Here is a 12,446-nt window from a genome sequence, read left to right as displayed (position 1 = left end):
TAGTAGTGATAGGTAAAGCATTAATGTATTCTGGTTCAGGATTACTTATTTTAAAGTTACTTGTTGATGCAATATCATGAATCAAATAAACGACGTCGCTTTACGATTTGACATAGATACCTTCACCTCTTGTTCTTTTACAGGAGGTGTTTTTGTTTCTTCTATTTGAAAAGAAGTTGGCGCTGTTATTGCATTTAAATTAGATAGCGAAACGCCTTCCATATCTCGTTGAATCAAACGTTTTATATATTTTGAAAAAACACCATTTTTTTCAGCATGTTTAAATAACAACATTTCAAATGGGTCTTTTTTACTAAAAGATACACTTCGGATTTTTCTATTTTTACTCACAGCCATAAACCACCTTTGCTAGGTTATACATACCAATTGCATTTGCATATTTAGAATGCAATTTTGTTACTTTCGAACCCGATTCAAAACTCGGACGAATAACCTTACAATCTGTGAATCGACTCTCGATGATAGGTTTTAATTTTTCTGCAATGCCTCCACCAATGCGAATAGGATCATGACGATTAAAGCGATTTAAGGCAGAAATTACACCTGAACCCATTGCTCCTATATCTCTTGTTTTTGTAGATTCCGCACCAAATCCAAGTGTGAAACTTTCCTTATCGATGAACTGGCCATCTTTAACTGTAGCGATATTTATGGTTCCGCTACCTGCATCGATAATCCTCACAAATGGCTCTTCTGGTATACACCAATAGGACGCAGCGCCTTCAGCAGCTACTTCCGCGCGACTAATTTGAAATCTTTTTTCTACTCCATTTAGTATTAATGTGTGGATTCCAGTAAGCATTGATTTTATTTCTGCTTTCTCAATTTCATCATGCATCTCAATCGGCTGACCTACAATCAATTTAACATCATTCGTTTTACTGAAACGATGGATAGCAATTAAAATTCTCAGTTTAGCATCTTCATGAGCCTTAGAAAGCCCCATTGAGTTTCTTGGAAATTCGGATTCTCTTTCTGCTAATTCACCTGCAAAAAAATTCACTCCATTGTAGATGCCAATCATTTCATCTTGATAGTTTGTTTCTAATCTTCTTTTTCGCGCTTCACCCAAAAATGAATTAAATGAGAAAACACCTTCTTTTGTAACTCCTTTCACTTCTTTATTTCCTGCATCCACAACAACTATCTCCATTTCATTCCCTCCCGTATTACAAGTGTTAAACCAATGTAATACTTCTGTCTTACTGTCTTACATTGGTATTACCGTTGTTAGTTAATTGTATTACCGTATGATTGTCTATCTTGCCTGTACAATTCAACATTTTTTGTGTTTGAGTTGTACTTTTTTAAAGGATTAGCTTTTTGTTTATGGAATTAGACAAAGAGGTGACTTTCTATGGAATTTAAATGCAGATTAAAAGTAATTTTCGCTGAAAGAGATATAAAAATTGGTGAGTTTGCTGATACTGTGGGGATTAATCGGTCAACATTAAGTCTCATTGTAAACGGGAAAACACTTCCTAATTTCACAAATGCTTATATGATCTCACGTAAATTACAGGTTCCTATTGAAAAAATTTGGATATTACAAGCTGAAAACAAATAAAAGCGCCCGAAGGTATACTTACCCCACGGACGCTTTTGCGCTCTTAGCGATGCTTGCGAGCTATGCTAAAGCTTATGCATGTATTTTAAAATAATGCATGTTTCTTGCAAAAATCTTTTTATGGATTAACTTTTTGTAAAATTTTCTAATTAATCTGATATACTTATAACCGTGTCAATAATACATACTCAGGGGGAAATTATCATGAAAAAAGAGCTATCTGTATTAGTTGCAACAGCGGTTTTAACAATGGGGCTTGCTGCATGCGGATCTACTGAGAACACTACAAAAAAGGAAGAACCGAAGGCTACTGAATCTAAAGAAGCAAAGACGGAGAAAAAAGATACGACAACAGAAAAGAAAGAAGCATCCAAAGAAACGGCTGCTACTTCTGAAAAAGAAACACGAAAAAGCGAATACGGTACGTTAACAGTTCTTAAAAAGAACGAAAATCTTGGCATCGCTGAAACTTCTGGTCCTTTCAAATTAGAATTAAATAAAGCACAAGTAGCGAAAATGGAAGTTAGTCCTAATTACAAACAAATGTTTAAAGATAAAGACAAAGTAACTGTTGTTACGATTGCGATGAAAATAGAAAATACAACTGATGATACAAATTCTTATTACCCTGACCAAGCTGTACTTGTTACAAATGACGGCGAACAAGTAGAAGCTTCTACTTTTATTAGTGACCATCTGGGTGGAGAATATATTGGGAAGGTAAAGAAACAAGGGAATGTAATCTTCCTTCTTGATGGGGAACCTGAAAAAATTAGTCATTTAAAACTCTCTATTAAAAAACCACATAATAAAGAATTTACTCCTGTTGGAGAAGAAAAATTAATTGAATTTGATATAAAATAAACGAAAAAAAGCCGCCCAACAGGACGGCTCTTATTTTTGCTCATCAAACTATTCTTTTGTATAGAAGTATTTAAGTCCTTTCGCATCTAGCCAAGCAGTAGCTCTATCTAATTCGTTTCCTTGGCGATAATCGGTTTCAAAACGCACGAGCCCTTGTTTATCTCCATAAGAAACAATATTAGATTTATATCCAAGAGCATCCATCATTCCTAACATCTCAGATACTAACGCTGTACCAAATTCATACGTAACAACTTTACTAAATTTATTCACGATAATCTCCACTCCTTCTTCTTGTTTCTCTGTTTTTTCAGCAATTTGATTTGTAAACCACGCCAAGGACTTGCTTCCAATTAACTCATTTAAATCACATTTACCAATACCAGGTACATTTCCCGTTTCTGTGTACTGCCAAATATCGCATGGATAAGCGGGTTTGTTACCGCCATAACGCGGAATCCATACAAAGTCACATTTTACATTTGCCATACCAAAAGGAGCGTACATATGATGGCCGACATATAAGCCGACTTTCTTAGCACCTAAACGGTATAACTCATCGATAAACGCTTGGGTGCCAGCTCTCATGTCGTCCATTGTTTTCACTTCTACATCAGCCACCCAGACCGTCGCACTTTTATCTCCACGGTTCCAGAAGTCTTGCGCTTCTTTCTTTGCATCAGCAATGGAAACGAATCGGCAAAACGCATAGTTACCGAAAGGAATGTTATGTTGCTTCATGGCTTGTACATATCCTTTGTATAATGGATCAACGTAATTTGAGCCATCTTGCACACGAGCAATTACAAAATCCAAATACTGTTTTGCGACTGGCCAGTTAATATTTCCGTTCCATTTTGAAATATCTACGATTTGTCCCATTATTGATCCACTCCTTTTTTCTCCGTTTGTTTTTGTTTCCCACCTAAAATTTCAACAGCATTCGTTAAAGCTTGCGGAAGTGGAACTCCCATTCTTCCTGCATTTTCTAAAAGAGACAGTAACTCATTTCCGATAAAAAAGAAAATCGTCGCTTCTCGTATTGCACTGTTTGTTCCCATAATTGCATCCGCTTGAGTAGCTGCTGCAACCAAAAGAAAAAGCACCACCTTTTTGGCGATGCCTTTAAATCCCACTTTACTTTTTAATTCCCCGTTAAAGCCTGCTGCGAATACACCGGTAATATAGTCGATTGCTGCCATGATAACAAGAACTTTCAACGTTGTATCCCACCCTCCCAAAAAGTATCCGCAGTAGCCACCAAAAGCAGCGATAAAAGATTTTAGTAATACATCAATTCGTTCCATTGTTCCTCTCCTTCCCAAAATAAAAAAGCCCACTATTGTGCGCTATTCTTAATTAAATCTGCTCTTCCATTGTCCGTTAAGTATTTATCGATGCGTTCTTTAAAGTGTTTTAATCGAGTCATAATATACTCATACGAAAATGCTTCTTCAATAATACGTTGTGCAATGTACTCAGCCATTCATCACACCTCCTTCCATTGGTGGGACGATAATTTCATCTAATGCTTGCTGCATTAACTTAAGTTTATCTTTAAAAGCTTCCACTTGCTCTACTGTTGGACTCGTAATAATTAACTCATCCAATGCGTTTTTTAAAAGTGCTTGTTGCTGCTTTAATTTTTCTAATTCAGAACGGTCAATCTCGCTTGCTGGCGGATCGATATATTCATAATGCGTTTTACTCGTTGCTAAGTCCACATAAAGCGCAGCAATTTTCCCGTTTTGTTCTGGATCGGGTAATTCTTCTACAAGTACACCTGTCAGTTCTAACTCTTCTTTCGTTTGCTTTAAACCGTGCTGTGCATCAAATGGATAGCGATGGATGAAACCGACACGAGCTTCTGTACTGTTCTCATTTCGCTTTGTTAATGCTCCTAAATAAATCATAATAGAACCTCCTCTACCATAAGTCTGCGAATGTTGCGTATGGTCCTTCAAAAATAGCCATACGAGTAATTTCATCTTGTTCCGGACCTATCGACCATAACTCTTTTCCATCAGGTGCTATTTTTTTGATGGATTTACTTCTTGCTGCAGCATAAATAAATCCATCTTTAGAAAGGACAATATCAACCGATTCAGCTTTATCAGCAAACTTACAGCGCCAGATTTGTTGGAAGTTCTGATCGTATTTTGCTACACCATCTCGGAACGTAAAGAATAGATTATTTGCATCTACCGCTATACCTAATCCGTTACAATCAAATCCTAAATTAAATTGCTTCACTTCTTTTCCGTCTTTTGTAATTCGAACGATAGTCCCACCATTCGCTCCAATAAAGACATGCGTGTTATTCATTGCAAAAGCAAAATTATTCCCCGCATTAGACGCAGGTAAATTAAATATCTGAGAACCGCTTGGGTCAAATCTAAACACCCTAGCCCTTATCGAATTAGATGTCGCCCCTGTATTGAACAAAACAAAGATATTATTATCTTTATCCGTTACTATTTGAGTTATTGATCCATCCGACTCATTTATCGTTCGCTTCCAAACTTCTTTACCTTGTGTATCTCGTTTGACTAAAATCAACCCAAGACCCTCATAAATAAATCCGTCCTTATCTACCGCAATCGCGGGAGTACCCGACCGATCAAGTCCACCCAATCGTTCACTAGCAGTTTTCCCCCACGCTACACTGCCATTAGGGGAAAGTCTCGTAAGTTTTCCTCTTACATATTCACCTGTCATAACGTAACCATCTTTATCTACTGCTAACGACTGTATATTTTCATATGTTGTATTATAGCCCCATAAAGGACTTCCATCATGACTTGTGATTTGTTTTACTGTAGAATTTGCATTTAACTGGACTTGCCCATTGTACGTTGCATAATACACATACACTTGCAAGTTACTGAAATTCACCCACTTCGTTCCATCCCAGTAATCCGCAATGAGCCATTCCCATTTTCCGTTACGGTACATTTTCGCAATACCGAACATGGAGTAAATTTGCATGAATTTATTTTTAAATACATGTAATTTATTCAAGTTTATGTTGCTAATAATGGAGTTTCTTGAGTAATCCATGTTGATTTCCTTCTTATTCGAAAAGACTTTTACAATCTTTTCTAAGACCATCTTCATTTCGATGTCTTTCAGAATGATCCAGATATTCCCCTCCTCTTTCGGTGCTTCCAGTCCTTCTTCGAGAAGTAGTACTTTATTTGGAGGAATATCGGTTTTAACCCATATATCTCCCTTTAATAAGGCTTTCGGTTCCGCCTTTTGGATAAACACGTTAATGACTCGTTTGAGTCCAAGAGAGGAACCACCAAAACCATGTTCTTGTAAATACGGCATTATTGCAACACCTCGTTTACTATATCTCCGTCACCATCGAGAATGAGTTTGTATTCATCTATTTTCGTAATCGTCTTTCCATCATCAGCATACTCTGCAACAGTTTGTTTATCGTAATCACCCGTTGTTGCGCTCACGGTAATAATGGCTTTTCTTCTCAAGATACCGCTTTTCGTCTTCCATTCGATGGTACGGAAAATACCGTTATCATCTTTATTGCTGCGGAATCGACTGAGTGACTCAAGGTGTTTATCCAGCTTATTGGAGTTGGTATTCATTTTATTTTTCAGTTCGGTGATGTCCGTTGTATTATCAGCAGTTGCTTTTTTCAGCGCTACTATATCTTTCGTATTCTCACTCGTTGCATTTACTAGAATAGAAAGTCCTGTTGCGGTGTCTGCTTGTTTTTCTACTAATTCTGTTACCGATGTTTTAAGAGATTGATTGTATGTTGCCTTTACATCGATTGGATTTGTTGTAAATTGGTGTTTATCTTGCACTAGGTATGTGACTGTGTATTCGGCTGTTGGGTCATAATTCGCAGATTCAGTTCCCCACGCCGCACTTGTTGATGCATACCGAGTCCACATATTATCCTTCACACCATTTTTATAAATAGCAACCATATCTTTTAATTTATTCTTTAACGGGTTTGCAGGGTTTGTCTGACCGTTGATATAGTAAACACCTGGTTGTCCTGTTGCCGTTTGTGGCACTACCCTCTCTCTTACCACAACACCACTATCGACACTCACCTGCGTCATACCCCTTACAGCAAGATCACCTTCAACTTGTACATTTTCAACTCTTGGAGTAGCAAGCTGATATGTTAACTTATATGGCGTATAATTAGGCGCTCTATTCGCTTTCACATAGGCAAGTGTTTGCGTTGGTGCGTCTTTATCGTCAACAACAGATTTCCATGCAATAGGCTTGCCGTTTGCATCGGTGGTTTTTACTTTCCAGCCGTTGAAATAGGCTTTGATTTCTTCTAGGACTGGTACATAATCTTGTGAGTACCCTGATTCCACATTAGGTATAGTTAATGTCACGACTTTCCCATCATCAATATAGGAGGTATCAGGGACATTCCAATTATATTCTCGCTTCATAAATAACCCTGTCGGTTTTTGAGTAATAGGAGATTGTGCTACAGTTGATTGTTCTATTGTGTAACCAAAAATTTTAAACCCTTCTTTATTTACTACATTAAACCAGTTTTTCGTGCCATCCAACACAACATCTCGTTCCCACTTACGAAGCACCTTCCACTGTCCGTCTTCCTGGTGCAACACATCATTTACACCGTTTTGCCCTGCTAATACCGCATTCGTGTATAAATACGATGGATTTCGTGGCGCGAATGGTTTTGGTTTGTCTCCTAAAACTAGCATTGGATTTGAAAAAACAGATAAACCTGACTGATTTTCTTGCCTTAAAATTATTTGTAATTCTACTGTTTCAGCTAGAGTTACAAAAGTTACACTGCTACTTTTAGTATCATTTAAAATTTGTTTTATTGCTCCGTTTGAACTTATGGAATTAATTTTAAATACACACGCCATCGGGAACGATAAATTATATTTTTGATTCGCATTTACCCTTAATCTAACATCATTATCTTGATTCCAATTGGTTGCATTTAATTCTAAATCATAAGGAGCCAGTACTCTTGCATTCGCATGTAATCGCCAAGCTAAATCCGTGAACGGTGGTATCAAATTCCCACCTTCCACAGTCACCACAGGATTTAAATGTTGCACACCTTGGACATACGGGAATTTATCCAATAACTTTTGACCGCTGTACTCTGGATCTACGTTAATCTTGTTATAGGTCGATTGGTCTACTTCGTATAAAGCATCCTCTAGCAGCGGTAATGATGTATTCACTTCTAGCTCCAGTTCTACGTAATCTGTGTTGATTACGGATGCTACAGTACCGTTTGATGGTTCTGCGGATGCAAGGAAATAAACAAATCCATCCGACTGTAATTCTACTAGCGCTCCACCTGCGCTATAAGATAATTTAGTAACAGTACCATTATTGTGACTAACCCCAACAGCATACCCTGTACCGACCCATCTATTTAATGTCGCTTTATTCCCATTAGCACCACTACCAAATCCCCACCAGTTACATGCAATTTTTGTAACAATCTGCTTCGCAATTGCAACTTTCTCAGCGAGTGTTGTTTTCCCTTGCCAAATTTGAGGTCCGAATTTGTCTTCTAATGTACGGATGATGTTGAACGAGAATACGTTTTGAGGAAATTGACCATCACTTATTGTATTGCTCGTTTTATAAACTCCGTTAAGAGTATTTATACGGTCATATTCCACCTCGAAAGGGAAATTATTCAAATTAGTTGGATTTAGCAAGGAATTACCAAAACCAACCTTACTTATATTCCCATTCTCAACAACATTCCCTGCTACTTTCCCACGAAAATCCTGCTTAATCGAATAAGATACAGTCGCTTGCCCAGTAAATCTCGTAACACCTTCGTACGTATTGCCACCATACAAAATTTTTGTAGTTCCTTTTTGCGGAATAAATACATAATATTTCGTATTATCTAAGTTGGTTTGTCCTAATAGATTTACAAGTGTACGCCCTTGAATTTCTACTGATAATGAAGATGCTACTGGTGCATTTAGGACGTTTAATCCTTGCTGTAATAACTGCGACTTCTTATCCGTTTCAGCTAAATCTGCTCCAACTTGCTGTAAGGCGAACTCAACTGTTTTTTCAGAGTAGTATCCCTTCGCATCAGCTAAGTTCACATCTTTCGCTTCACGTTTCGGTAACTGTGTTGTTGGTACCTTGCCCTCTTTATCTAACCCTGCAATACCATTTGGTTTCCCAACTTTATTTTCCGTTTCATCTTTCAATGTTTTGATAGAATCATCGGTATATTTATTTACCGCTCGCTTTAACTCATCAAGATCACCTTGCAGCATAACTAATCTATCGATTTCTTCAAATGCTTTTACTAATACTTCCCGTTGTACATATTCATTGCTTAAAGGAAGTGATAACTTCAATCGAGTCGTTAACCTTGGCATACTCTCACACCTTTCTGTATGCTTCTAATTCAGTCCATTTCAATTTATCTGCTTCAGTCCACGGTAAGTTCGCATTATCAAGTTCATTCCAAGTCACGTAAGTAAAGATGTAGTTAATATCTAAATGAGCTGGAATAATCGCACGTAATGCTATTCGGATATCTATTAAGTTTGGCGGTATGCCATACTCTCCAACAAATTTGATATTGACCGTATACTTCGGAATATCTTCTGTTACGTCCACTTCACCGTACTCGAAGCTTTCTGCTACTTTCTTAATCATCGCAATTCTTGTTGCACCAATACTTCTCAATTTACTGTTTACAAATGATTTTCTTTGATCAAGCGGCTTTTTTAGATTCACGGTGATGCTACATTCTCGTTCCCAGTCGTCAATGCCCCATGTACAAGTATCAACATGAAACTGATTTTTCGTTTCTACTCGTTCCTTTGCTTCTTCTATCAATTCATCAGCAATGATTTGCATTAAATTATTAAACAGGTGAGAGCTGCGGTATTCTCGCATGGAATATTCAAGTAAACGTTCTACTACTTCCTCACGTCGCATTGATCGTTACCTCACCTAATACAGCAATTTGACCATAATTCACAACAACGTCTTTTTGCTGTCCATTCATCAGAAGTTCTTTCGCTTGAATCAGCCCGAATGCATCTACCGCAATTGCACCTGCTTTTAAATGGCTAATCGCATAAGGCTCTCTCAGTATGGATTGCCTACTTGCATTATCACGCCAATAGAGCTTGTTACACGCTCGCAAATATGCAGTGATCTCTTTAATCAATACTTTTTTAATATCATCAATTCCGTCTAAAGAGGACACTTTAATTGATAAATTGATTGGAACCGCTGTTGCAGAAATAACAGATACACTCGCTCCGATTGGAGATTTTCCGTCACCAAGTTTGTCAGTTGGCGCGATAATTTCTTTTACTCCTTTTACAAGCAGATCTGAAGCTGGCATAAAACTCGAATCACAAATCAAAAGTTTTACAGTACCTTCTCCATTTGCGACTGGATGAACCAATACACCACCTATATCTTTGATCGCAAGCCCCCAACGAATATAATCGCCAATATTTCCACTGTTTGATGATTCCCTCAGCCACGTAAAATAACGGCTCGCAAAATCCTCATCGCGTTCCGCTTCTTCTCCACCAGTGATGCGCTCGCTATTAGATACATTAGAAACACCAAATGTTGATTCCATGAGTTCAATCGTTCCTGGTCCTGTATTCCCGATTTCACCTGGCGTAACACATTCGATGTTGACTGTCACACTTCCATTCGCTCCGATAACAGCTTCTTCTAATTGCACATACTCAATAATTTTTTTATCGAGTTCGTAACGAACAGACACGTATTTCGCACCTTTAATCAGCTTAGTACCTTCATTTCCCCACACGGTCACTTTCCCTTGTGATTTACGCGCTGGATAACGAACGAGTGGTGTTCTAGCTTCTACAATGACATCTAAATCAGTACCTTTTGCATATTGTGCGAAGCCATTGTAATACCATGTCTTCAGTTCTTTTCTGCCTTCACTGCGTTCGATTGCGAGTGGCTTTAATACATCATAGATAAAACCGCCCTGCCTTCTATCCCACTTCTTATCGACTTTACTTAATAAACGACTCATGACATCATCTTCTGTTTCATTCCACCATGCAGGATAACTCATTCTGTCACTTCCCTTCTCACAGGGATATTTCCGTAAATGGTATATACTGTGTATTCCGCAACAAATGCAGATTTTTCATCGCTTTGACGTTCAATCTTGATGACACTCACATCAATAATCCTGTCGTCATAAATCAAACTATCTCGTATTGCTTCTTTTAAGCGCAGTATTTTTGCTGCTTCATTTAAGTTCTGATCAATTAATACACTACGTGCTTCTGTGCCATAATCGTCGTTATAAACCCGGTAAGCGTTTCTTGGTGCACGATGTATTTTCTCAATGAGATTTGCCATACCTCGTTGCCCCTCATCTATTGTGACAGCTCCGTTTGCATCTGTGACAAACTCACATGTTTCAAAATCAAACAATGGCGTTAAATAACCGGTGATTTCTTCACTTTTCCTTTGTTCCTCTGTCTCATCGAAGTTCCAATTGATTTTCGGTATAGAATCAAACATAGGTGTTCACCACCACCCATAAGTCATTTTTGGATATAGAAGGAAAACGATTAGGAATAACAAGTGCTTTCGTACCAGCTGAAATCGGCCAGGGACAAAATGTTTGAGCTGCCGGAAAACTAATACTGTTATCTGCAAGAACAACGTAATCAGAACCGGTATAAGTACAAACTGCGACCATTTCATGAAGTGGTTTCAAAACATACTGCCGATCTGCGGGACCTGTTCCAGCAATTCGTTGTACCAGTACTGTTTCATCTTTTATGAATTTCACATGCGGTATAACAAAAAAAGCACTTGGCAAAGCCTTTGATGAACCGTGAATTTGTATCGTCACGTTTGGTTCACCAGTTATCACTTTACCGAGTGCGAACTCGCTTTCTTCTGGTTTGTCTCCTGCGTTTGTAATATGATTATATATTCGCTCGATACCTCTCATCCTTTCACCTACCCTTCTTCTTTTTTCACTTCTTCTGGCGGTACGTATGCTTTATTTGGCAGTGTCGTTGTTTTCGCAACATCTGCACTTAATACAACGCGGTTCTTATACACTTTGTACGATACTTTGCGAAAATAATACCCACCCAGCACCGTTTCCGTTGCATCTTCCAGATACACGTAATCACCAGACCAGAACCTTATTTCATCTAATCCGTGTACATGTTCGATTGTTCTTGATACATCCGGAAGTGTTTGCAGTTTCAGCATACTGTCTGCTCTACTTTGTGCAGCAGCTTCTGTTTCTGCGCTATACTCTTCCACTGTCGATAACGGTCCGTATTTTCGTATAGAACCTCCATCAGATTGGAATGCGACAATATTTTTTTCGCGGTTCACAACCTTAATACGGTTTTTTACATTCTCCGATGACACTTTCTTTTCTACACTCGTTAAACCCGCGCCTAATACAGGAACGAGTTTCGGTGGTGTCCACTCGAAAACACGCAATCCTTCCGGTTCAAAACGCACCCAATATTTCTTTCCTGTTCGTTTCTTACTCTCGTGAAGAATGATGATGATTATATCAAATATACTCTCTGCATTGTTTTTATCTAAATGCATAAGCGGAAATACAACGCCAATATCCACCATTTCTTTTATTGGATAATTGTATTTCCCTAAGATTTCACGCATCATTTGTGTTGCCGTTCTATTTTGGAACACAAACTCATCATCGGACTTCACCAAATTAAATAAATGATCATACGCAGTAATTTGTATTTCTTTCCCATTCGCATCACGGTATGCACGAATTAACCCTTTAAACCAAACGGTTTTACCGACTTTAATTTGTAACGGTTTACCATCTAAATCCTTAAATTCTTTATGGTGCACGAGTGAAAATTCAACCTTCACTGGCCCTGACTGATAATCATCATCGAATGCGATAGGAGGAATTACCGCTTCTGTTACGTCCATTTTGCCGATTAACACC

15 protein-coding genes are annotated in these 12,446 nt (G+C 38.1%); 2 read left to right on the top strand and 13 right to left on the bottom strand.

Annotated features, from left to right (window positions below; translation table 11 throughout):
* Positions 1-81: 81 nt before the first annotated feature.
* Positions 82-351, bottom strand: a complete 270-nt coding sequence (locus NST14_RS12015) for a hypothetical protein (RefSeq protein ID WP_073535907.1) — start codon at positions 349-351, stop codon at positions 82-84.
* Complete coding sequence (locus tag NST14_RS12010) at positions 344-1,174, bottom strand: ParM/StbA family protein (protein WP_073535908.1); 831 nt, start codon at positions 1,172-1,174, stop codon at positions 344-346. The genes NST14_RS12015 and NST14_RS12010 overlap by 8 nt, the downstream gene beginning before the upstream one ends.
* Positions 1,175-1,378: 204 nt before the next feature.
* Between NST14_RS12010 and NST14_RS12005 the strand changes: the two genes are divergently transcribed.
* On the top strand, positions 1,379-1,588 hold the full coding sequence (locus tag NST14_RS12005) for a helix-turn-helix domain-containing protein (RefSeq protein WP_073535909.1): 210 nt from the start codon (positions 1,379-1,381) through the stop codon (positions 1,586-1,588).
* A 204-nt stretch (positions 1,589-1,792) separates the two neighbouring features.
* Positions 1,793-2,452 carry a hypothetical protein gene (locus NST14_RS12000; RefSeq protein WP_073535910.1) on the top strand — a complete coding sequence of 220 codons (660 nt, stop codon included), beginning with the start codon at positions 1,793-1,795 and terminating at the stop codon, positions 2,450-2,452.
* A 48-nt stretch (positions 2,453-2,500) separates the two neighbouring features.
* On the opposite strand, the gene NST14_RS11995 is transcribed toward NST14_RS12000, so the two are convergent.
* Genes NST14_RS11995 through NST14_RS11945 form a run of 11 tightly spaced genes read right to left on the bottom strand, consistent with a single transcriptional unit; the run spans position 2,501 to position 12,445 of the window.
* On the bottom strand, positions 2,501-3,334 hold the full coding sequence (locus NST14_RS11995) for a GH25 family lysozyme (protein WP_073535911.1): 834 nt from the start codon (positions 3,332-3,334) through the stop codon (positions 2,501-2,503).
* Positions 3,334-3,759 (bottom strand): phage holin family protein, encoded by a 426-nt coding sequence (locus tag NST14_RS11990; RefSeq protein WP_073535912.1) that lies wholly within the window; start codon positions 3,757-3,759, stop codon positions 3,334-3,336. The genes NST14_RS11995 and NST14_RS11990 overlap by 1 nt, the downstream gene beginning before the upstream one ends.
* A gap of 32 nt (positions 3,760-3,791) precedes the next feature.
* Positions 3,792-3,938 (bottom strand): hypothetical protein, encoded by a 147-nt coding sequence (locus NST14_RS11985; RefSeq protein ID WP_175556103.1) that lies wholly within the window; start codon positions 3,936-3,938, stop codon positions 3,792-3,794.
* Positions 3,931-4,365 (bottom strand): hypothetical protein, encoded by a 435-nt coding sequence (locus NST14_RS11980; protein WP_341118785.1) that lies wholly within the window; start codon positions 4,363-4,365, stop codon positions 3,931-3,933. The genes NST14_RS11985 and NST14_RS11980 overlap by 8 nt, the downstream gene beginning before the upstream one ends.
* A gap of 13 nt (positions 4,366-4,378) precedes the next feature.
* Positions 4,379-5,785 (bottom strand): PQQ-binding-like beta-propeller repeat protein, encoded by a 1,407-nt coding sequence (locus NST14_RS11975; protein WP_073535914.1) that lies wholly within the window; start codon positions 5,783-5,785, stop codon positions 4,379-4,381.
* Positions 5,785-8,853, bottom strand: coding sequence for a hypothetical protein (locus NST14_RS11970; RefSeq protein WP_341118782.1), 3,069 nt, complete (start codon positions 8,851-8,853; stop codon positions 5,785-5,787). Before NST14_RS11970 ends, NST14_RS11975 begins: the two co-directional genes overlap by 1 nt.
* A 4-nt stretch (positions 8,854-8,857) precedes the next feature.
* Complete coding sequence (locus NST14_RS11965; RefSeq protein WP_073535916.1) at positions 8,858-9,421, bottom strand: putative phage tail protein; 564 nt, start codon at positions 9,419-9,421, stop codon at positions 8,858-8,860.
* Positions 9,411-10,553, bottom strand: a complete 1,143-nt coding sequence (locus tag NST14_RS11960) for a baseplate J/gp47 family protein (protein ID WP_341118780.1) — start codon at positions 10,551-10,553, stop codon at positions 9,411-9,413. The genes NST14_RS11965 and NST14_RS11960 overlap by 11 nt, the downstream gene beginning before the upstream one ends.
* Positions 10,550-11,011 carry a contractile injection system sheath initiator gene (locus tag NST14_RS11955; protein ID WP_073535918.1) on the bottom strand — a complete coding sequence of 154 codons (462 nt, stop codon included), beginning with the start codon at positions 11,009-11,011 and terminating at the stop codon, positions 10,550-10,552. Before NST14_RS11955 ends, NST14_RS11960 begins: the two co-directional genes overlap by 4 nt.
* The gene (locus NST14_RS11950) at positions 11,004-11,450 is read right to left on the bottom strand and encodes a hypothetical protein (protein ID WP_073535919.1); all 447 of its coding nucleotides are present in this window, start codon (positions 11,448-11,450) and stop codon (positions 11,004-11,006) included. Before NST14_RS11950 ends, NST14_RS11955 begins: the two co-directional genes overlap by 8 nt.
* Positions 11,451-11,458: 8 nt before the next feature.
* Positions 11,459-12,445: an XkdQ/YqbQ family protein gene (locus NST14_RS11945; protein ID WP_445662295.1), complete on the bottom strand. Its 987-nt coding sequence runs from the start codon at positions 12,443-12,445 to the stop codon at positions 11,459-11,461.
* Position 12,446 lies beyond the last annotated feature (1 nt).

Origin of the sequence: Bacillus sp. FSL W8-0519 (assembly GCF_038005585.1) — a bacterium.
Classification (GTDB): domain Bacteria; phylum Bacillota; class Bacilli; order Bacillales; family Bacillaceae_G; genus Bacillus_A; species Bacillus_A paranthracis.
This window is presented reverse-complemented; position numbering and strand designations above follow the sequence as displayed.